A 21,281-nucleotide genomic window follows, 5' to 3' on the forward strand; every position below is an offset into this window, starting at 1 on the left:
CTAGTATGGATAGTTTTTTATGTAGATTATTTTACCTCAACAAAATTATTTTCCATATTCACATCTGCAATTCTCTGGCTGAAATCAATCCCCAGAACAGATAACTGAGATTTTGTGTAAGGAATAGTAAGGGTATATTCTTTCTGAGTCCATGGCCAGTAAGGCATTGTTTTAAACTCACCATAAATATCCTTTTCTTTCCATGTATGAGTCATATTCATTGGAATCTGATAGGTAACGATTTTCTTATCGGTTGTCATCACTCCAAAGTCAATCGGCATTGGAACCTGTCCGTTATTAACCAATGTAATAGTAGTAGAATTGGCATCATATTTTACATCTTTGATTCCGTAATCGATTGTCTTTGTTGTATTGATCCAATAGTTATGGAACCACTTCAGATCCATTCCGGAAACTTTTTGGGCAATATGAAGGAAATCTCTGTCTGAAGGATGTTTCATACTCCACTGGTCATAATATTGTTTTAAGGTTTCTGTAAGATTCTGCTCTCCCATAATATATCCAAGCTGTACCAGATACAACTCCCCTTTCACATAAGATGCATAGGTATAAGCTGTTCCGTTATCATGGTGGTCACCTAACCAGACTGCCGGTTCTTCAATTCCTTTTTTAATAAAATTTCTGTAAGCATCCAGTGTTTTAGCAAAAGGATTTGGCAGATCTTCAGGGAATAACTGATACATGGTATAGCCTTCCGCATAGCTGGTAAAACCTTCATCCATCCACGGACGTACAGATTCGTTAGTGGCAAGCATCTGCTGATACCATGAGTGAGCGCCTTCGTGAGCCATTAATCCCATTAAATCTTTAATATTTTTAGCTTCCCCCAGAATCATGGTACACATCCCGTACTCCATTCCTCCATCACCTCCCTGGATAAATGCGTAGGTAGGATATACATATTTTCCAAAGTGAGCATTCATAATCTGGAAATATTTCGTGATATAAGGCTGAGATTCACCCCATGCTTTCGTTTTATCATTTTTCTGATACACCAGATATACTTTCGGACCTTCCGGAACATTGAAGCTTTCTACCGAATAATCTCTGTCTGCACTCCATGCAAAATCAAGAATATTTTTTGCAGTCCATTTCCAAACCGCTTTTTTGTCTTTTTCTATTTTTATTTTGGCATTGGCATCGTAGCCTTTTACTTCTGAAGGGTTCTCCAGGATTCCTCCTGCTCCTACTACATAATCTTTGTTGATTTTAATGGTAACATCAAAATCGGAGAATGGTGCATGGAATTCTCTTCCCAGATAATCAAAAGTGGCCCAGCCGTCATAATCGTACTCAGCAATTTTCGGATACCACTGCGTCATGGTCATATCTACTCCTTCTCTGTTGTTTCTTCCGCTTCTTCTGATCTGCATAGGAATCACAGCATCCCAATCCATTGTAAACGTAGTGGTAGAATTTGGCTTGACAGGTTCTGCCAGATATACTTTCATAATGGTTTCCTGAACTTCAAATTTCAGATCTTTCCCATTTTGTTTAATCCAGTGAATATTCTGAGCCCCTTCCTGGTCTTTAGGAATGGAAGCAAGTCTTGAAACACCGTCTTTCTGTAGTCTTCCGTCACCATTTTTCCCTTGGGAAGCCACTCTCTGATCCATCATAGAATTAGGTTTGAAAGCATTCCAGTATAGATGAAAATAAACCACATTCAGCTCATCCGGCGAATTGTTGGTGTATTCTAAAGTTTGTTTTCCCTGATAGGTAAATTTTTCAGCATTGACATCAATATCCATCTTGTATTTCGCAGCCTGCTGATAGTAAGCTCCTTGCTGAGCCTGAAATTGTGAAATGATAAACGCAAAAATGATTGCAGCCGATTTTCTCATTTAAAATTTTATTTTTTCTAAAGGTAGGTAATTTAAATAAAAGCCTCAAATAGGAGTTATTCTGAGGTTTTATTCTGTTTGTTATGGTTATAGATGGATTTTGATCTGAATTGTTAAATTTCTTTCTGAGTTTTCTTGAAATAATTCTTGTCAAGGTTTGAAACCTTGACAAGAATCACTGATACACAGCTTTTCAAAGGTGCTATATTTATTTTCAGACGTTTCTTAATAATTTCTTAATTAAAGTAATCTGCCCCAGATGATAATAGCTGTGTTCAATCATTCCATCGATATTTCTTCGGTAGGTTCCGTATTTTTCATCAACAAAAACCTCATCAAGTCTGGAATCAGGCATTTGTTCTAATAATAATGCAAATTTTTCAGAATCTGCCCAGAGTTTATTCAACAGCTCTTCCCATTGTTGCTGAGATTCTATGGCTGGAAGATCAAAACTGAACTGATCTTTGATCTCAAGCCCGCCGCCTTCAAAAACATTAATAATGCCTGCAATATAATAATCAATATGAAAGGTAAGCATGGCAATGGTATTTAAAGAATCTACTTTTGCAACCGCCTGTTCCCAGGTAACATCTGAAAGCTGATCTTTAAAATTGGTATTGGCGATCCAGAAACCATCCAGTAGAACCTCTCTGAATCTTTTGGCAAGTTGTGAAATTGAGCTCATGGATATTTATTTATGTTTCCTAAAGATAGGTTTTTATTTAAATACAAATTTCACCAATGAAAGCCACTATTCTAAACACAATAAAATAGTGCAATTTGTGCAAATAAATTTGTGATATTCGTGTTTAATTAATTACAAAAAACCTCAAATACAAAAGTATCTGAGGTTGATATTATAATTTTAAATTACAATTATTTTTTTGCAGAAGCTTCTTTCTTTCCACTTCTTAAAATCTTTTCAAGAATTCTTAAAGTGATCAGATAGGTTGGCTTTACTCCCGTAAGCCCCAACCCTCCTGAAGACAATGTACTCCCTGTTTCCAGCGGATTATCTGAAGCGTAATAAGCATACATTACAAACAGGTCCGGTGAAATGTGGTGTCTGATCTTAGAGGCTACCTGAATGGCTTTCTGGTAATGCGCTCCTTCCATTTCAAGACCTATTGCTTTCCATGAAGTATTCATAAAATACAAAAGAATATCTTTATTCTGAAGAGAAGTACCCAGAACGGTAATCATAGGACCTTCAAAAGCTTTTAATTCATCATCTTTGAAATCTTCCAGTTTTAAAGCATTTTCAAAAGGATAGTTATCTGCAGTTCCTTCAAAAATATGGGAAGTAGGAATCATAATATCTCCTTTTTCTCCGGTAAGAATTCCGGCTTTACCCATAATGGAAACAGATTTTACATGCATCATATAGACTTCTGCTTTATGTTCAAAAGGACGAAGCAATTCATCCATTACTTCAAAAGCCTGCTCTCCGAATGCATAATCAAAAACCATTACCACATCATCTCCTCCGAACTTGCAGTCTGCAAATGGGGTATTCTTTAGATCTGTTTTGCTGAGGTCTATGATTTGTACATCTATATTACTTCCGCTCTTGTCCGCAATATGGATCATTCCTTCCTCCAAAGCATATTTTAAAACCTTATCACGAAGTTCTTTTTTGTTCGAAATCTCTTCGTACAATTTATAATCCACCTCATGATGCTGCTTCTTTTTAAGGGCATTATTGGCATACAGCATATTTTTCACCGAGTGCATATTGGCAGAAATAATATGCAACGGACGCATGTGAAGATTGTTTTCAAATAAAACCTCTTTCACTTTGTTGGCCCATTTTTCACCAAAATAATGGTGACCTACTCTTTCTTTTAATATAGAACTGAAATGAATTTCCCTTTCTCTGCTTCCTTTGGCATCATCAAGACTTACTTTTGCCAAGTTGTAAATGATTTTGAACAGACGGTCAGGATTATGATCATCACCGAAAGTATTGTAAGCTCTCAACGTTTCATCAAAAGATCTTCCTATTAAAGAAGAAAGATGAATAAGCGCTACTTCTTTTTCTTTTCTGCTGAATTTCTTTTCACCTTTCACTACTTCTTCAATAATTTTGAAAGCACGTGTCGGCTTCCAGTTTTCATCCTGAATGAATGCCAGATTACGGATTTTGTCAGCTTCTATAAAAAGGAAGGTAAGGTGGGTAAGAATGTCATAAATTTCGGAACGGCCCAAAAGAACCTCAATATTCATCTGGTGTTCGTCTATTCTATAGCAGTTTCTTCTTCTTTTCTTAGGGACAATAGGTTCGAAACTTCCTTTATCAAACCCTTCATCAGATGTAAGGTGAATAAAAGCGCATTCTTCAATTCCTTCCGGAAGTCTGTCCAGCACATACATCAAACCGTCCAGTTCCAATTTACTTGGAATATTCATGGTTCCATAAATTTCCGGATTGATGGTCTTTAACAAACTTCTGATACTTTCTCCTGAAACTCCGCCCGGCTTGAAAAATCCTCTATAAAACAGGTGTCTCATAGAGATGTATAGTCTTTCAATAGCCTCTGTTGTTTCTCTTGCTCTAGAATTTGTCATAAAATAAATTTCACACAAATATACAAAATCTCTGCTCAACTTATTTTAAGCAACCTTTAAGAAAACACTTAAAATAGTGTGAGTTTGCTATTAGAAAAGGGACGGAAAATTTAAATCCTTTTATCCTGGCTGTATGAAAATTTACGAAAAAGCATTTTCCTGAAAAGTAAAAATCAATCTATCCAATTGTTCCGGGATCAGCCATTTAGATATTAAGGCTTTGAGGTTGTGCCACAGCAGGAGAATTCATAAGTATAAAACCTTTAAAGAAATTGCCAAAAGGGGCCTGTTTTTCTGGGGTGATTTTACAGTTTTAAACTTCATGTTTTTTACCAATGACAAAGGCTGAATTATTGATTGTATAATCACTGCTGCAACTTTAGATGAACAGAAATCCACGGCAATATAAAAACTTTACGAAAAATATATGAAAACAAAATCTTTAACCTGAATGTTCGATGCCTATGTGCTGCGCAGAAGAGTTACTATGGAAACCATCTTTGATCAGCTTAAAATATTATCAGGTACAGCATTTATGACACAGAAGTATAGCCCAATTACCTCAATACTATTTTTTCTGCACAGATAATATCCAATTTCATTAAAAAAAGCTTTCTCTAAAAAACAATTCTGCAGATACTAAACAGATTTATTTATTTTAATAGTTATACCGAACTCTCTTGAAATTATTTAACAATATCGCTGTAAAACAAAATAACCAGAAGTAATATTCACACAAAACTGCAATTTATCATTTCAGTTTAATATTTTTTTAATGATATTCATTGTGTATAATAAAGATTTTCATCTAAATAAAGAGGAATTAATAGTGGTTATATTTCATGTTTTTTTACATTTGCAAAAAACACATTTATTTATTTACTGAATTGCCACGGCAATTAAAAAAATCTATTCTTCACAACGACTATTAAAGTTTAATGGATAGATTATTATTTTTTTGAAACATTTAACTTGTAAATTAATAATAATTATGATGAAAAAAACCTCTACAATCTACAAATGGGCATTTTTACTTATTTGCTTATTTCTTAACAACAAAACCAAAGCTCAAATTTACACAAGCACGTATGATGGAATTAGTTATTCCTCTAACCAACCAAACAATTTGAATATAGTTTATTTTGTAGCAAATAATGTCCCATTAGATCCAACTTATAAAACACGTCTAAGTGCTATAATGCTTTGGGGACAAAATTTTTATAAACAAAATATGATAAGTAATGGATATGGTGCCAAGGCATTTGGCCTTTTTAGAGAAACGGCGAATCCTAATAATGTTAAAATTATTTTGATTCATGGAAGCCAACCCCTTTCAAGCTATCCTTATACCGATTCTGGTTTAATGCAAAATGAAGTAAATACTTATTTTGCGAATAATCCAACACAAAAAACCAGTGAGCATACACTTGTGATTGCAGCCGTTCCAGATCAGGCTACCGCAAACGTTCCTTTTTATGGCGTAGGCAAAACTTGTTTTGCACTTGATTATCCACAATTTAATATTCAATATGTGGGCACCAGTACTTATGAATTTTCTAAATGGTTTGGGGGAATGATGCATGAACTTGGACATGGCCTTAATTTGCCACATAGCAGGCAAACCAACTCCGAAAACTTGAATCCAAATAAAGGAAAGAACCTTATGGGTCCAGGCAATTTAACATTAGGAGCTTCACCAACATTTATTAACAGAGCAGGATCTGCTATACTTAATAACTGCCAAGTATTTGCCTCTGCTCCAGGAGGAACTTATTATAATAATCATAATGCAGGACTAACCTCTCTCCACACAACATATAATAATGGCATTCTTACTGTCTCAGGTTCATTTCAGTCTGACAGGCCTGTAACAGATATAAACATTTATCAAGATCCACACCCAGCACCACATAGTGTTGGAGGTGAAGCTTATGAAAGAAAAGCATGGTCGGTTCCACCGGTTGGAAACACATTTTCTGTAAACATGCCGGTAAGCGAATTAGAAATAACAAACGGACAATATAATTTACAAGTAGAACTTGTGCTTCAAAATGGAGAAACAACCTTTGATTATTATCCTTTTTCATATATAAACGGAATTCCTAATATTAATGTCCATTTTGGCACTTTAGCCACTCTGGAGACAGATTCTTTTTATAATAATCAAAGCATATATCCAAATCCTGTGACGGACGACCTAAATATTAATCTAGGTTCTGCTAATGACAATTATAATATAGAAATTATCAATACTTTAGGAGAGGTAATACACAAGACCGGCACTTCAAAAAAAACAATCAAAATATCATTATCTACCCTGCCGGCTGGTATGTATATTGTAAAAATAAAAAATTCTTCCAGTAATAGCGGTAAATCTTTCTCTATTATAAAAAAATAGTTCCTGATATTATTTTATAAAGGCTTGCAATTTTGCGAGCCTTTTTAATATAAACAACAAAGGCTGATTCAAAAAAAAAAAAACATATACACCCCTAAATTTTTTAGGGTTAAAACGCTTCCGATTCATTTTTTTTGTAAATTTGCCCTGTAAAAATTAACCCAATTATGTCAACCTTAAGATTCAAAGCATTAGAAACCCTTCCATTTAAGGATTTCAGAAAAGACAACTCTGTTGAGATCCCTGCAAAATTATCAGAGCTATTCTGTAAAAATGTTTTCTCAGAAGAAACAATGAGAGAATATTTAACAAAAGAAGCATTCGGTTCCATCATGGATGCAATTAAAAAAGGAACTAAGATCCAGAGACATATTGCAGATCAGGTAGCTGTAGCGATGAAAGACTGGGCAATGAGCAAAGGGGTAACCCACTATACTCACTGGTTTCAGCCTTTAACAGGTACTACTGCAGAAAAGCACGATTCTTTCTTTACACCCATTGAAGGAGGAAGAGCAATCGAAAGATTCAGCGGAAATATGCTTATCCAACAGGAGCCTGATGCATCATCTTTCCCTAACGGAGGTATCAGAAATACTTTTGAAGCAAGAGGTTATACAGCCTGGGACCCTACCTCACCGGCATTCATTATGGGAACTACATTATGTATTCCTTCTATCTTCATCTCTTATACAGGAGAAACGTTAGATTATAAAGCACCTCTTTTAAGAGCTTTGAACGCAGTGGATGAAGCTGCAACGAATGTAATGCAGTATTTTGACAAAAACGTAACTAAGGTAACGCCTACTTTGGGCTGGGAGCAGGAATATTTCCTTGTTGATTCAGCGTTATATCAATCACGTCCGGATCTTGTATTAACAGGTAAGACTTTATTAGGACATTCTCCGGCAAAAGGACAGCAGCTGGACGACCACTATTTCGGTTCTATTCCTACAAGAGTAATGAACTTCATGAAAGAGCTGGAAATAGAATGTATGAAATTAGGAATTCCTGCAACAACAAGACATAATGAGGTTGCTCCGAACCAGTTCGAGCTTGCACCAATGTTTGAAGAAGTAAACGTTGCGGTAGACCACAACTCTCTGTTGATGGACATCATGGCAAGAGTAGCGCACAAGCACCACTTCCACATCCTGTTCCACGAGAAACCATTCGCTGGAGTAAACGGAAGCGGAAAACACAACAACTGGTCTTTAGCTACAGATACTGGTGAAAACCTGTTAAGCCCGGGAAAGAATCCAAAGAAAAATTTACAGTTCCTGACATTCTTTGTTAACACTATTAAAGCGGTTCACGAATATGCAGATCTTTTAAGAGCAAGTATCGCTTCTGCAAGCAATGACCACAGACTTGGTGCCAACGAAGCGCCACCAGCCATTATTTCCGTATTCATCGGAAGCCAGCTGTTCAGTGTATTGGAAGAACTTGAAAAAGTAACCAGCGGAAAATTATCACCGGAAGAGAAAACAGAATTAAAATTAAATGTAGTTGGAAAGATTCCTGAAATCCTTTTAGATAACACAGACAGAAACAGAACCTCTCCGTTTGCATTTACAGGAAATAAATTTGAGATCAGAGCGGTAGGTTCTTCTGCAAACTGCGCAGAGTCTATGACCGTAATGAATACTATTGCTGCTAAACAGCTTAATGACTTTAAGAAAGAAGTTGATGCTTTAATTGAAACGGGCCTTAAGAAAGACGAAGCGATCTTTAATGTATTGAGAGAATACATCAAGCAGTGTAAAAACATTATGTTTGAAGGTGACGGATATTCTGATGACTGGGCAAAAGAAGCTAAGAAAAGAGGATTGAACAACCTTAAGACAACTCCTGAAGCTTTAAAACAGGAAATGGATAAGAAATTCTTAGATCTTTATGAAGAGATGGGAATTTTCAACCACAGAGAAGTAGAAGCAAGAAACGAGATTAAATTAGAGAAATACTCTACTGTAATTGATATTGAGGCAAGAGTGTTAAGCGATATCGCCAGAAACCACATCATCCCATCTGCATTAAATTATCAGAACAGATTAATTGAAAACGTAAAAGGTCTTAAAGATATCTTTGGCGATAAAGAATTCAAAACGCTGGCAAAAGAACAGATGAGTTTAATTACAAGCATTTCTGAAAATGTTTCTAAAATCAAGCTTGGGGTTGAAGATCTTATCAAAGCCAGAGAAGCTGCAAAAAGCATATCAGACAGCCAAAAACAGGCAGAAAACTACTGTAACAAAGTAAAACCATTATTCGATCCTATCAGAGAGGCTTCTGACGCATTGGAAATGATGGTTGACGATGAGCTTTGGCCAATGACAAAATACAGAGAAATGTTATTTACAAAATAACGTCCTGTAAGGTTCCATATTAGTTTAAATTCCTCGGTTTTCCGGGGAATTTTTTTGTTTTGTTAACATCATAGAAAATCAAGACGTTGAATCACAAAACCCGATATATAGAAGAAAATCGAAGAAGTTTGTTAAAGAATCTTAATAAAAAAAACCGCACACTTACCAAAAACAGGCTGTTGCGGTTTATTTTTCTTTAACATATGCAAACTATATGTTAAAATGTGTTAAAATAAGATTCTGACAATTATCATATCAGGGGTCTTTTGCTTGGAATCTCTACTTTTGTATTGCTTTTGAAAATAAATATTCCTTTTTAACACGGATAATCAAATATATATGAAGAAAAGAGTTTTGTTTTATTTAGTTGCTTTAGTCTCTACAGTTTCATTGCAATCGTGTGCTACAAATTATGTGGTTTCAAAACCAGCAACTTATACAAAAGAATACAAAACAGATGCCAAACTAGCTTCTATAGATTACAAAAAAATGGAGCAGGATAAGCAAAAACTTATCGACTCATTCCTTGCAGAAAAGGCGGCATCTATCGCTAGTGCTAAAAAAGCAGTTAAGAATTCTGAGATTGCAAAAGCAATCAAACATAATAAAACCATTGACGGTATCCTTGAAGAAGCTGAAACATACCTTGGGACTCCTTACAGATACGGAGGGACAACCAGAAACGGTATCGATTGTTCAGCTTTTGTTCTTTCTGTATTCGGGGCAGCAGCAGGCCTTAGCTTACCCAGAGTAGCGGCTTCTCAGGCCCAGGAAGGTGAAAGAGTAGAAAAAGGAGAACTACAGAAGGGAGATTTGATCTTCTTTTCTCATGGAAGAAGAATTTCTCACGTAGGTATTGTAGAAAGTGTTTCTGAAGAAGGTGAGATTAAATTTATCCACGCAGCAACATCAAAAGGAGTAATGATTTCTTCACTGAATGATTCTTATTGGGGACCTAAATTCAGATTCGCCAAGAGAGTGATCAACGAAGAAGGAGAAACTTATAATAACTTAGCTGCCTCTACTCCGGCTACACCAGCAAATTTTTAATTTTATAAATAATTGATTTAAATAATGAAGCCATCAGATTTCTGATGGCTTTTTTATGTGCACATTTTTGGTAAGTTTTCGTTAAGCCAATGGCATAGCAGTTAAAGAGAAAAGCGGTTAAAATCCGCTCCTATTGATTTAATTCTGACATTTTAATATAGCAGTTATTACACAACTGAAGATATCAACTGTTCTTATCAATTTCAATATCTAACTTATACAACAGTCCATAGATTTCAGAAAGAGAAAATTTAGCTTTTTTAAGCCTGTTTAAGGCAGGATCTATTGAATAATTAACCGATGTACGGAAATCCGCTTTTTCCAGATTTGTGCCATCAAAAACAGCGCCTGAGAGATCGCAGTTATTGAAGACTGCATTGGACAAATCACATTCACTAAAATCTACCTCAATCAATTTGGAATTTCTGAAAACTGTTTTCTTAACAGATGTCTGATAAAAAAGCGAATTATTGAGAGCACTTCCATCAAACATAAAAGATAATCCGAAGGCATTACAATCACCGAACTGAAGGCCAAACATCTTACATTCTTTGAAAACAACCTCATGAAAAGACGTTTTTACCAATTTCGCCATGCTGAGATTACACCCTGAAAACTCACAGTCTGTAAAGCTGAAACCGGATAGATTTCCGTATTCAAAATTACAGTTTCTGAACGTACAGTTTTCGTACCCGCCCTTTTCTATTTGAGAAAGGTCGGTATTTTCAAAATCCTGATCCAGGACGTAAGCTTCTTTCATCTTTTATGTTTTATGTTTTATGATACGACAATATACCCTGCAATCTGCAGGCTTATCAAATGGGTAAATACTAGTTTTTGAGAGTCCTTTTAACTCCAAAACATTACACCAAACTGTTTTTATCCGAATAATTAAGTTTAAAGAAAATAAAAGTCATCATAGAGAAGGCCAGTAAAGAACTTCCTCCATAACTGAAATAAGGAAGCGGAATCCCTACAGTAGGAAAAAGCCCCATAACCATCCCCAGGTTGATCGAAAAGTGCATCAACAGAATCGAAGCAAAACAATACCCAAAAACACGGTTAAAAGTAGATTTCTGCTGTTCAGAAAGATAATAGATTCTTCCTATGTAAACCAAATAAGCAAGCACCAGAAGAGCACTTCCAACAAAACCCCATTCTTCCCCAACCGCGCAAAAAATATAATCTGTCTGCTGCTCCGGAACAAATTTACCCTGAGTAACTGATCCTTCACGATATCCTTTTCCCCACAGTCCACCGGAACCGATCGCTGTTTTGGAATACAACAGGTTGTATCCCGAAGTATCCCTGAATGCCTTTTCCCCTTTGTAAAGAACCTCAATTCTTTCTCTCTGGTGCTTAGGAAGTTTTTCTAAAATATAAGGAGAACCGAAAGCCAGTCCGCACAATAAAAGAATGGAACCTGCAATTCCTGAAATTGAAATAACATCCCAAGACATTCTATGATAATTCATTGCAATAAGAACTCCTGCAATCAATAACACTGCAATCGTAACATAAATAGGAGGAATAGCCAGAGAGATCAGAAAAACTCCGGCAAAAACAAATCCTATACCGAATAAAAGGCCGCTCAGTCCTTCTCTATACAAAGCAATGAAAAATGCAATAAATACTAGCATGGAACCTACATCCGGGATAGCAAGAACTACTGCTGCCGGAATACCAATTATGGCTAAAGTAGTCCACAAAGACTTCTTGTTTTTAAGATTGAAATCTGGCCCTGAAACATAATTAGCCAGCATTAAAGCTGTTCCTATCTTTGCAAATTCTACAGGCTGCATGGTAAAACTTCCGAATTTATACCAGTTCTTCTGCCCCAGGATCTCTTTACCAAAAGGGAAAAGTCCTATGAGCAGCAATACGCCGCCAATATAAATAATCCCTGCCATATTCTCAAAGAATTTACTTCTGCTGAAAAAGATGATAAGCCCCACAAATAATGAAATACAGAAAAAAACCAGTTGTTTTTCTCCCAGTTTCTGGTCCACACTGTAAATATTTGCAATGGCAAAAATGCAAAGCAGGAAGTACAGCCCAAGCCCCAGTTTATCTATTCCTTCTGTCCATTTCATTGCTTCACAGTTTTTTTAGCAGTGTTATTCTTTTTGGTTTCCTCTTCTATCTTCTTTTGCAGTTTTGCTTTTTGCTGTTTCACCTGCTCCAGACTATCCTTTATTCTTTTCTGTCTGATTGAGTCAGGTTTAGGATCAATATATAAGCCTTTACGTTTCAAATCTGCAATCCACTGCCTTTTGTATTCAGGCATGAAACTCGATGTGATCATTTTTTTGTAAAGATGTTCTCTTTTCAGATCACCTGTAATATACTTTTCAGCAATCACTGTACAGGCTGGTCCTGCCCAGGTAGCTCCAAATCCGGCATGCTCCATTACTGCTACCACAACAATTTTGGGTTTATCAGCAGGAGCAATTAATACAAAGATGGAATTATCCTTTCCTTGCGGTACCTGCGCTGTTCCTGTTTTTGCTAATTGTGTAAAATCATTGGATTTCAATCCTCTTGCAGTTCCTCTCAGCACTACAGCTTCCATTCCTTTCAATACCGGTTCGAAATGCTTCGGATCAACTAATGTCTTATGTTTAACCTTAAATCTTGGATCTGGATTGGGTTTCCCATCAATTGCTTTTACGATATGAGGAGTATAATACCATCCTCTGTTAGCAATAGCTGCTACATAATTGGCCAGCTGAATAGGAGTTACCAAAACATCTCCCTGCCCCATTCCATTATAAATAGCACCGGTGGACATTTCATCCCAGTTTTTAAAATCAGTTCTCTGGGAACCGCTTGCCTTCATGATTGCTTTAAATCTTTTTTCGTAAAAATCTCCTGAAGGTATTCTTCCTTTTGCCCCGACAGCAAAGTCATTATTTAAAAATTCTCCGACTCCGAAGCTGCTCATTATTTTTTTCCACTCATCAACGCCTTTTGAAGGATTTCCCGGATATTTTTTGATAATGGCAATAAATGCGTAGGTGAAAAAACAGTTACTGGAAACCTGAATGGAAGGAATAAGCGGATCTGCTCCACCATGACCTTTAATTCTTTTTCCTTTATAGAAAAATCCTCCTCCACAAGGGAAGATTGTTTTCTCATCCATCACTCCCATCTGCATTGCCGCTAAAGCGGTCAGTAATTTGAAAGTTGATCCCGGGGGATATCCTGCCTGTAAAGAACGGTCAAAAGTAGGTTTATTTTCATAAAGCGTATCTTTTGAAAGGGCATATAAGTTTTTTGATTTATTAGGTCCGGTAAAAAGGTTGGGGTCAATATCCGGTCCGGTTGCGGCTACCAAGACTTCTCCATTATTAGGGTCTAAGGCCACAATTGCACCATGTTTGTTCACCAGCATTTCTTCCGCTGTTCTCTGAAGATCGTAATCAATGGTTAATGTAATATCTTTACCCGTAATCACATCTTTATCTAAAGCACCGTTCTTATAGGAGCCAATATTCCGAAGCCTGATATCTTTCTGGATATATTTCACTCCTTTTACTCCACGAAGTTCTTTTTCGTAGGATTTTTCAACCCCTGTTTTTCCAATAAAATCTCCCGGTAAATAGTAGAGAGAATCTTTTTTAATATCTCTTTCGTTTACCTCACTGGTATAACCGAGAAGGTTTCCTGATGTGGAAACTTCGTACTGACGCTGAGGTCTTGATACAATATTAAATGCAGGATATTTAAAAATAATTTCCTGAACTCTTGCAATATCTTCTCTGCTGAGGTCTTTAATGAAAGTCATCGGCGTCAGCTTAGAATAATATTTTTCCTTTTTGATAGTATTGACTTTATTGATAAAATCCTGTTTTGTAATTTTCATCAAACTACAGAAAGCCAGAGTATCAAAATCAGGTTTCATCAAAGCCTGAGTAAACGAAATTTCATAAGCAGGCTGGTTACCCACCATGATTTTACCATTTCTATCAAAAATAACCCCACGCTGCGGAATGACGTATTCTGTTTTAATGGAAGTATTCGCTGCATTTAATGCATAACGGTCTGTAAACAACTGCAAATATGAAAGCCTCGCCACAAAGATCAGGGCGATGATAACGAGGATGGAAAAAATTTTTAAATAACGTGTGTTCAAACTTTTTGTTTGATTTTAAATATTAATGCGTAGATGACTATAAAGATAAATGAAATTACACTTGTCACCAACACATTAAATAATATTTCAAAAAACCTGCTAAACTTAAAGAACTCAATATACTGTACTAGAAGCTGATGCAGGAAAATACTTGAAAATAAAAACAGCAAAAACTGCGCCCATTGAAGGGACTGAAAAGAGAAAAAGTCCGTAGACGTATCTGTGGAAGTCCTGAATATCAACGTTCTGAAATAGGCAATTAACGTTGTTGCAAATGCATTGATTCCCCAGGAATAGAGGAAGCCGTCAATAGACAGCCCTATTAAAAAGCTCAGTCCCAGGAACTGAAATTTATTCCTGAAAAACGGATAGAACATAACAAACACAGGATATAATACCGGAGTATATTTCCCCAAAAGTGTAATCCTGTTCAATACAAAAATTTGTAATGCCACAAGAAAGATCATGATCAATATATCGGTAAATAAAGTCCTGCTAATCATTTTCCTTTTTTATTACAGCCTGTAGAGTATCCTGAATCTTCTGCACTTCTGCTTTCTTAAGATTCTTCACTACATACACTTTATTCAACGCTCCCATTTTTTCACTCAGCTCTACGGAAATATCCCAGAAGCCGGTTTTATTGTCTACAGAATATCCTGCAATAGTCCCGATTGTTACTCCTTTAGGGAAAATAGCAGATTTTCCGTCTGTAACAACGGTATCACCTACTTTCAGGGCTACATATTTTGGGATATCCGCCAGGTGCATGACCCTTGAATTATCTCCATTCCATGTTAAAGTACCAAAATACCCTGAGTTTTTAAGTGCTGCATTAATTCTGATCTTGTTTACACTTAATACTGATTGAACCAATGCATAACTGTCTGTAGAATTGATTACAATTCCCGCAATACCTCTTGGTGCCATTACTCCCATTTGAGGAAAGACTCCGTCTCTGCGTCCGCGGTTGATTGTAAAGTAGTTGTTTCTTCTGTTGATACTGTTAAAAACAATCTCTCCATCAACAAAAGTATAGATCTGCCCGCCACCAATAGTATCATGAACTCTTTTGAAAACCGGATTTTTCTCTCCGTCTTTTCCATAGAGTTCAGTCATAAGGGCTTTATTCTGAACCACAAGATCTTCATTGATCTGTTTTAGCTTCAGATAAGAAACTCCTTCATCAATATATCCGGAAACCCAGGAATTAAAAGCAGCCGTTTGGCCTGCAATCCAGGATCTCTGCATGGCATTTCTTGAGAATATCAAAACCAGAGCAATAATTTGCAGGAATATAAAGAAGACGAAAAGAGTATTCTTCGAAAATAATCTCAGCAAAAATCCCATTCAGATATAAAGTCGTAAAAAGTTAAAATTATTTAATTAAGAAATTGAACTTATCCATATTCTTAAGGGCAATACCTGTTCCGCGAACTACAGCTCTCAACGGATCTTCAGCAACAAATACAGGAAGACCTGTCTTTTTGTGAATTCTGTCCGCAAGACCTCTCAATAATGCCCCGCCTCCAGCAAGATAAATACCTGTTTTGTAGATATCCGCGGCAAGTTCCGGTGGTGTAAGAGATAATGTTTCCATTACAGCATCTTCAATTCTGATGATTGATTTGTCTAATGCTCTTGCAATCTCTTTGTATCCAACCATAATTTCTTTAGGCTTACCAGTAATAAGGTCTCTACCCTGTACCGGGATATCTTCGATATCTACATCAAGATCTTCTACTGCAGAACCTACTTCAATTTTGATTCTTTCTGCGGTTCTTTCTCCGATATAAAGGTTATGGTGAGTTCTTAAGTAATAAGCAATATCATTGGTAAAAACATCTCCGGCAATCTTCACAGATTTATCACATACAATACCTCCCAAAGCTACTACAGCAATTTCCGTAGTACCACCACCTATATCGATGATCATATTTCCTTCAGGCTTTTGAACGTCAATCCCTACCCCAATTGCAGCTGCCATTGGTTCGTAGATTAATCTTACTTCTTTTGCATTTACTTTCTGAGCAGAGTCTCTTACTGCTCTTTTTTCAACTTCAGTAATACCAGAAGGGATACAGATTACAATTCGTAATGCTGGTTGAATGAATTTACCTTTGATTCCGGGAATTTTCTTGATGAATTCCTTAATCATGTGTTCAGAAGCGTGAAAATCAGCAATAACTCCATCTTTCAAAGGACGGATGGTTTTGATATCCTCGTGAGTTTTACCTTGCATATGCTTAGCCTGTTCCCCTACAGCAATGGGTTTACCCGTAGAACGTTCAATTGCAACAATTGACGGTTGATCTATAACAATTTTATTATTATGGATAATAAGGGTATTAGCCGTTCCCAGGTCTATCGCAATTTCTTGCGTAAACATATCAAATAAACTCATATTTTTCTTCTGATTTTAAGAATACAAAGATATAAATTTAAGACTACTAAAGAAATTTCCCAACAACTTAATTTGGTTAAAATTTTATTAAAATTTATAATTCTTTATTAACTTTCAATTTAGACATTTACAGAGTTTGATTTCAACTAAAATTAATGGGATATTAAAAGGGTTAAAAAGCGAAATAACGGAAGGATAAAAAGACCAGAAATCTGCACAAACAAGATCAAATAAAATAAAGAACATTAACAATCATGATCAAAATAAGCAATTTTTATCAATTTAAAGTTTTGCCTTGCCGTCATAAAGATCTTTTTCTTCCTTTTATAGTTTTTTACGATAATTATCATATACACTATCTGAGAAAGGTTAATTAAAAAAATCGTAAATTTGCTACTACCTATGTTACAGTATTCCAACATTCATCGAACGTCAAATTTTGCCGTGCTTTCAATAAGCTACGAGAAAGCCGATGTAGAAACGAGAGGAAAGTTTGCATTCTTTGATGAGAACATCAAAAACTTTGTTTCCAGAGTTCATGAGGAAGATCTGGGCGATGCATTTGTTGTTTCCACCTGTAACAGGACGGAAATCTATACCACTTCTCCCAATTACCTCTTAGTAGCAGAAGAGTATTGCAAAACAATTGGAGTACAACTAACAGACTTTCTTCAATTCGCTAATATCCTTACCAAAGAGGAAGCTTTGATTCATCTTTTCAGGGTAGCGGCCGGCCTTGAAAGTCAGATTATCGGGGATTTTGAAATTATCGGACAGATTAAAAAAGCATACAGCCGTTTCAAAAAAGAAAGACAAAATTCTAATCCTTATCTGGAAAGAGCCATCAATTCGGCTATTCAGATTTCGAAAAGAATAAAAAATGAAACCGGTATCTCCAATGGTGCAGCTTCTGTTTCTTATGCCGCGGTTCATTACATTCTAAATAACCAGAAGAGAATCACTGAAAAAAATATTCTTCTTTTGGGAGTAGGTGAAATTGGACAGAATACTGTTGAAAATCTGGTAAAACATGTCTATCAGCCGAAAATTAAAATCGCCAACAGAACTCAGGAGAAAGCAGAAAAGATTTCCCAGAAATATAATATTCCTCATGTTGATTATTCTGATTTTGACCAGGAATTAAAAAATACAGATATTCTTATTGTGGCAACAGGGGCCAAACATCCTATTGTTAACCAGTCTCATTTCCCGAACGGGAAAGAAACGCTGATCATTGATCTTTCTATTCCGCATAATGTTGAAAAGAATGTTACTGAAAATAAAAACGTAACTCTGATTGACGTAGATGAGCTTTCAAAACAGATTCAGGAAACGATTCAACAGCGCGAAAAAGAAATCCCTAAAGCTGAAAAAATCATTAAGGAACTGATGAAAGACTTTATTGAATGGGAGAAAAAGAGAAAGCTGGCACCCAATATTCATCATTTCAAAGCAGTTCTAAAAAACATGGAACGCAATGAAATGCATAATTTTTATAAAAAGAATAAATACATAAACATCACGGACATGGAACTTTCTGACAAAATGATCCAGAAAATCACCAACCGTTTTGCAAAATATATCATCGATAATCCTTTAAAAGCCGAAGAAATTAGTAAATTAATGCACGAAATATTAGTTGAACAACCAAACAACGAATTCAATGAAAAGCATTAGAATCGGAACAAGAAATTCCGCACTTGCACTTTGGCAGGCTAGAGAGGTTGCGAGGCACCTTCAGAACAACAATTATTTAACGGAAATTGTTCCTATCGTTTCTTCTGGCGATAAGAACCTCAATCAGCCGCTTTATTCTTTAGGAATTACCGGGGTTTTCACAAGAGACCTTGATATTGCCTTACTGAATGACGAAATTGATATTGCCGTACATTCTTTAAAAGACGTTCCTACTCAATTGCCTCAAAATATTGAGATGATCGCTTATCTGGAAAGAGATTATCCACAGGATATTCTGATCAGAAAAGAATCTGCAAGGAATAAAGAATTCCACGAGCTTAAACTGGCTACCAGCAGCTTGAGAAGAAGAGCTTTCTGGCTGAGAAATTATCCGGCTACTGATTTTTCGGATATCCGTGGAAATATTCAGACAAGGCTTCAAAAACTGGAAGACGGAGATTTTGATGCTACCATTTTATCTTTGGCGGGAATCAAAAGAATGAAAATGGAAATTGATTATGAAATGCTTCCATTAATGATCTCTGCTCCATCACAAGGGGTAATCTCTGTAGCCGGACATACCGACAAACCGGAGATCAACGAAATTGTACGCCAGATCAATCACCAGCAGACTCAGATCTGTGTGGAAATTGAAAGAAACTTCCTGAGCACTTTAGAAGGAGGCTGTACTGCACCTATCGGCGCTTTTGCAGAAATCATCGGCGACCAGATCCGCTTCAAAGCAGCACTTTGCTCTCTGGACGGGAAAAACTGCATTGCTGTGGATGAAAATTTTGTATATACTCCAGCTGAGAATTTTGGAGAAAAGTTTGCACAAGTTGTTCTTGAAAACGGAGGGAAAGAATTAATGGCAGAAATCAAAAGCCAGATCTGATATTTCAGATGTAAATCCCTTTAGCCGCACTTTTTCATCTTCTTAATTTTACAGACATGAAAATCTTATTTACCAAAAATATAGACCATACGCTTATATCCAAAGAATTAGGAGAGGATATTTTGGTTGACTGTGTTGAGGTGATTAAGACCAAACCCATCATGATCAGTCCTTTTGAACTGAAGAATTATTCTCTTATTTTCACCAGTGTCAATGGAGTTGCTTCTTTTTTTAAAAACAGATTCAAACCCAATGAGAATTTTACAGCCAAAAACTACAACAAGATCTATTGTGTAGGGGAAAAGACCAAAAGAGAACTAAGGAAGCATGGCTTTGGGACATTTAAGGTACTTAAGAATGCTGAAACACTTTCCAGATTCATTATCGGAAAATGCCAGCACGAGCAGTTCCTTCATTTCTGCGGCAATCTTGCCATTAACGTTCTGGACAAAGACCTTCCGTTACAAAACATTAAGTACAAAAAAGTTACAATTTATAATACAGAGGAAATCAATCCTGTAATAACTGAAAAATATCATGCTGTGGTATTTTTTAGTCCGAGCGGAGTTCGTAGTTTTGCAAGGCGAAATTCTCTGGAAGGCATGAAGCTTTTTTCCATTGGCGAAACCACTTCCGGTGAGCTGAGAAATTATACGCAGGAAGAAATTTTTACTTCTGAAGAAAATACCCTGACATCCATCTTTGCATTGATCAGAAAAGAAATCGGAAGTAGAATTTAGAATATCTGTTACCGAAATATTGCCGGTAATATTAGTTACAATAGATTATGATAAAAAACGACCTATATTTAAAAGCACTTCGCGGAGAAACCGTTGAAAGACCTCCTGTCTGGATGATGAGGCAGGCTGGAAGATATCTGCCGGAATTCATTGCTTTAAGAGATCAATATGATTTTTTTACAAGATGCCAGACTCCTGAACTTGCCGCAGAGATCACTCTGCAGCCTATCCGAAGATTTCCTCTGGATGCCGCGATTCTGTTTTCTGATATCCTGGTAGTTCCGCAGGCAATGGGAATTGATTTCAAAATGAAAGAATCTGTTGGCCCATGGCTGGATACTCCAATCAGAACGATGGAGCAGGTCCAGAATATTGAAACTCCGGATGTGAATGACACTTTAGGTTACGTTTTTGATGCTATTGAACTTACTCTCCAGAAGCTGGACAATGATATTCCATTGATCGGTTTTGCGGGTTCTCCATGGACTATCCTTTGCTACTGTGTGGAAGGAAAAGGAAGTAAAGCTTTTGATATTGCAAAATCTTTCTGTTTCCAGCAGCCTGAAGCCGCTCATTTATTATTACAAAAAATCACAGATACTACGATTGCCTATTTAAAGAGAAAAGTAGAAAAAGGAGTTTCTGCAGTACAGGTTTTTGATTCCTGGGGAGGAATGCTTTCTCCTACAGATTATCAGGAATTCTCATGGCAGTATATCAACCAGATTGTTGAAGCATTAAGCCCGCTTACGCATGTTGTGGTATTTGGAAAAGGATGCTGGTTTGCACTGGAAGATATGACCATGTCTAAAGCTTCTGCTCTTGGGGTAGACTGGACTATTAAGCCCGAATTCGCAAGAACCCTGACCAACCATACGATGACGCTGCAGGGGAATTTTGATCCTGCAAGGCTTCATTCAACCCCTGAAACGATTAAGAAGATGGTGAATGAAATGATTAACCGTTTTGGAAAAGACAGATATATTGCCAACTTAGGTCATGGAATTCTACCGAATGTACCTGTTGAAAATGCTGAAGCATTCATCAGAGCGGTAGTTGACTGGAAACCGAATGTATAAGATTATTCTCTTAAGAAAATATAAAAGCCTTGTTATCCATTAACAGGGCTTTTTTATTGTAATTGTCCCGTCCTAAAATAAGTTGACACTTAATCAACTTATATTAT

Annotated in this window: 17 protein-coding genes; 8 read left to right on the plus strand and 9 right to left on the minus strand. The window is 36.4% G+C overall.

Going from position 1 to position 21,281, the window contains the following annotated elements; translation table 11 throughout:
- Window positions 1-26: 26 nt before the first annotated feature.
- The 3 genes from EK417_RS02470 to EK417_RS02480 all read right to left on the minus strand — a co-directional run bounded on the left by EK417_RS02470 (window position 27) and on the right by EK417_RS02480 (window position 4,433).
- Window positions 27-1,865: a M1 family metallopeptidase gene (locus tag EK417_RS02470; protein WP_136521237.1), complete on the minus strand. Its 1,839-nt coding sequence runs from the start codon at window positions 1,863-1,865 to the stop codon at window positions 27-29.
- Between the two features lie 214 nt (window positions 1,866-2,079).
- Window positions 2,080-2,550 (minus strand): DinB family protein, encoded by a 471-nt coding sequence (locus tag EK417_RS02475; protein WP_136521238.1) that lies wholly within the window; start codon window positions 2,548-2,550, stop codon window positions 2,080-2,082.
- A 191-nt stretch (window positions 2,551-2,741) separates the two neighbouring features.
- Window positions 2,742-4,433, minus strand: a complete 1,692-nt coding sequence (locus tag EK417_RS02480; RefSeq protein WP_136521239.1) for a DUF6909 family protein — start codon at window positions 4,431-4,433, stop codon at window positions 2,742-2,744.
- A gap of 172 nt (window positions 4,434-4,605) precedes the next feature.
- Here EK417_RS02480 and EK417_RS21675 point away from each other — a divergent pair, with 172 nt between their 5' ends.
- The 4 genes from EK417_RS21675 to EK417_RS02500 all read left to right on the plus strand — a co-directional run bounded on the left by EK417_RS21675 (window position 4,606) and on the right by EK417_RS02500 (window position 10,244).
- The gene (locus EK417_RS21675; RefSeq protein WP_083688865.1) at window positions 4,606-4,782 is read left to right on the plus strand and encodes a transposase; all 177 of its coding nucleotides are present in this window, start codon (window positions 4,606-4,608) and stop codon (window positions 4,780-4,782) included.
- A gap of 642 nt (window positions 4,783-5,424) precedes the next feature.
- Entirely contained in the window at window positions 5,425-6,831 is a 1,407-nt protein-coding gene (locus EK417_RS02490; protein WP_136521240.1) for a T9SS type A sorting domain-containing protein, read from the plus strand.
- A 167-nt stretch (window positions 6,832-6,998) separates the two neighbouring features.
- A complete protein-coding gene (locus EK417_RS02495) occupies window positions 6,999-9,194 on the plus strand; it encodes a glutamine synthetase III family protein (RefSeq protein ID WP_076596445.1) in 2,196 nt (731 codons plus the stop codon).
- Between the two features lie 339 nt (window positions 9,195-9,533).
- On the plus strand, window positions 9,534-10,244 hold the full coding sequence (locus tag EK417_RS02500) for a C40 family peptidase (RefSeq protein ID WP_076596446.1): 711 nt from the start codon (window positions 9,534-9,536) through the stop codon (window positions 10,242-10,244).
- Window positions 10,245-10,428: 184 nt separating this feature from the next.
- Here EK417_RS02500 and EK417_RS02505 read toward each other — a convergent pair whose 3' ends face one another.
- From EK417_RS02505 to EK417_RS02530, 6 genes are all read right to left on the minus strand, one after another.
- Complete coding sequence (locus tag EK417_RS02505) at window positions 10,429-11,004, minus strand: pentapeptide repeat-containing protein (RefSeq protein WP_136521241.1); 576 nt, start codon at window positions 11,002-11,004, stop codon at window positions 10,429-10,431.
- Window positions 11,005-11,107: 103 nt separating this feature from the next.
- Entirely contained in the window at window positions 11,108-12,337 is a 1,230-nt protein-coding gene (rodA, locus tag EK417_RS02510) for a rod shape-determining protein RodA (protein ID WP_110366567.1), read from the minus strand.
- Window positions 12,334-14,379: a penicillin-binding transpeptidase domain-containing protein gene (locus tag EK417_RS02515; RefSeq protein ID WP_076596449.1), complete on the minus strand. Its 2,046-nt coding sequence runs from the start codon at window positions 14,377-14,379 to the stop codon at window positions 12,334-12,336. Before EK417_RS02515 ends, rodA begins: the two co-directional genes overlap by 4 nt.
- Window positions 14,376-14,882 (minus strand): rod shape-determining protein MreD, encoded by a 507-nt coding sequence (locus EK417_RS02520; protein WP_076596450.1) that lies wholly within the window; start codon window positions 14,880-14,882, stop codon window positions 14,376-14,378. The genes EK417_RS02515 and EK417_RS02520 overlap by 4 nt, the downstream gene beginning before the upstream one ends.
- Window positions 14,875-15,729, minus strand: coding sequence for a rod shape-determining protein MreC (mreC, locus tag EK417_RS02525; RefSeq protein ID WP_076596451.1), 855 nt, complete (start codon window positions 15,727-15,729; stop codon window positions 14,875-14,877). The genes EK417_RS02520 and mreC overlap by 8 nt, the downstream gene beginning before the upstream one ends.
- A 28-nt stretch (window positions 15,730-15,757) precedes the next feature.
- Window positions 15,758-16,783 (minus strand): rod shape-determining protein, encoded by a 1,026-nt coding sequence (locus EK417_RS02530; protein ID WP_045491741.1) that lies wholly within the window; start codon window positions 16,781-16,783, stop codon window positions 15,758-15,760.
- Window positions 16,784-17,185: 402 nt separating this feature from the next.
- Here EK417_RS02530 and hemA point away from each other — a divergent pair, with 402 nt between their 5' ends.
- From hemA to hemE, 4 genes are read left to right on the plus strand one after another with little or no spacing between them, the layout of a single operon-like run.
- Window positions 17,186-18,460: a glutamyl-tRNA reductase gene (gene hemA, locus EK417_RS02535; RefSeq protein WP_076596452.1), complete on the plus strand. Its 1,275-nt coding sequence runs from the start codon at window positions 17,186-17,188 to the stop codon at window positions 18,458-18,460.
- Window positions 18,447-19,355: a hydroxymethylbilane synthase gene (gene hemC / locus EK417_RS02540; RefSeq protein ID WP_076596453.1), complete on the plus strand. Its 909-nt coding sequence runs from the start codon at window positions 18,447-18,449 to the stop codon at window positions 19,353-19,355. Before hemA ends, hemC begins: the two co-directional genes overlap by 14 nt.
- Before the next feature lie 56 nt (window positions 19,356-19,411).
- Complete coding sequence (locus EK417_RS02545; protein ID WP_076596454.1) at window positions 19,412-20,095, plus strand: uroporphyrinogen-III synthase; 684 nt, start codon at window positions 19,412-19,414, stop codon at window positions 20,093-20,095.
- Between the two features lie 47 nt (window positions 20,096-20,142).
- Complete coding sequence (gene hemE, locus EK417_RS02550; RefSeq protein ID WP_034691752.1) at window positions 20,143-21,174, plus strand: uroporphyrinogen decarboxylase; 1,032 nt, start codon at window positions 20,143-20,145, stop codon at window positions 21,172-21,174.
- Window positions 21,175-21,281 lie beyond the last annotated feature (107 nt).

Origin of the sequence: Chryseobacterium candidae, from assembly GCF_004916905.1 — a bacterium.
GTDB lineage: Bacteria > Bacteroidota > Bacteroidia > Flavobacteriales > Weeksellaceae > Chryseobacterium > Chryseobacterium candidae.

Coding starts and splice junctions, on each gene's coding strand:
- EK417_RS02470 (WP_136521237.1), bottom strand. CDS start 1,865: ATGAGAAAATCGGCTGCAATCATTTTTGCGTTTATCATTTCACAATTT.
- EK417_RS02475 (WP_136521238.1), bottom strand. CDS start 2,550: ATGAGCTCAATTTCACAACTTGCCAAAAGATTCAGAGAGGTTCTACTG.
- EK417_RS02480 (WP_136521239.1), bottom strand. CDS start 4,433: ATGACAAATTCTAGAGCAAGAGAAACAACAGAGGCTATTGAAAGACTA.
- EK417_RS02490 (WP_136521240.1), top strand. CDS start 5,425: ATGATGAAAAAAACCTCTACAATCTACAAATGGGCATTTTTACTTATT.
- EK417_RS02495 (WP_076596445.1), top strand. CDS start 6,999: ATGTCAACCTTAAGATTCAAAGCATTAGAAACCCTTCCATTTAAGGAT.
- EK417_RS02500 (WP_076596446.1), top strand. CDS start 9,534: ATGAAGAAAAGAGTTTTGTTTTATTTAGTTGCTTTAGTCTCTACAGTT.
- EK417_RS02505 (WP_136521241.1), bottom strand. CDS start 11,004: ATGAAAGAAGCTTACGTCCTGGATCAGGATTTTGAAAATACCGACCTT.
- rodA (WP_110366567.1), bottom strand. CDS start 12,337: ATGAAATGGACAGAAGGAATAGATAAACTGGGGCTTGGGCTGTACTTC.
- EK417_RS02520 (WP_076596450.1), bottom strand. CDS start 14,882: ATGATTAGCAGGACTTTATTTACCGATATATTGATCATGATCTTTCTT.
- mreC (WP_076596451.1), bottom strand. CDS start 15,729: ATGGGATTTTTGCTGAGATTATTTTCGAAGAATACTCTTTTCGTCTTC.
- EK417_RS02530 (WP_045491741.1), bottom strand. CDS start 16,783: ATGAGTTTATTTGATATGTTTACGCAAGAAATTGCGATAGACCTGGGA.
- hemA (WP_076596452.1), top strand. CDS start 17,186: ATGTTACAGTATTCCAACATTCATCGAACGTCAAATTTTGCCGTGCTT.
- hemC (WP_076596453.1), top strand. CDS start 18,447: ATGAAAAGCATTAGAATCGGAACAAGAAATTCCGCACTTGCACTTTGG.
- EK417_RS02545 (WP_076596454.1), top strand. CDS start 19,412: ATGAAAATCTTATTTACCAAAAATATAGACCATACGCTTATATCCAAA.
- hemE (WP_034691752.1), top strand. CDS start 20,143: ATGATAAAAAACGACCTATATTTAAAAGCACTTCGCGGAGAAACCGTT.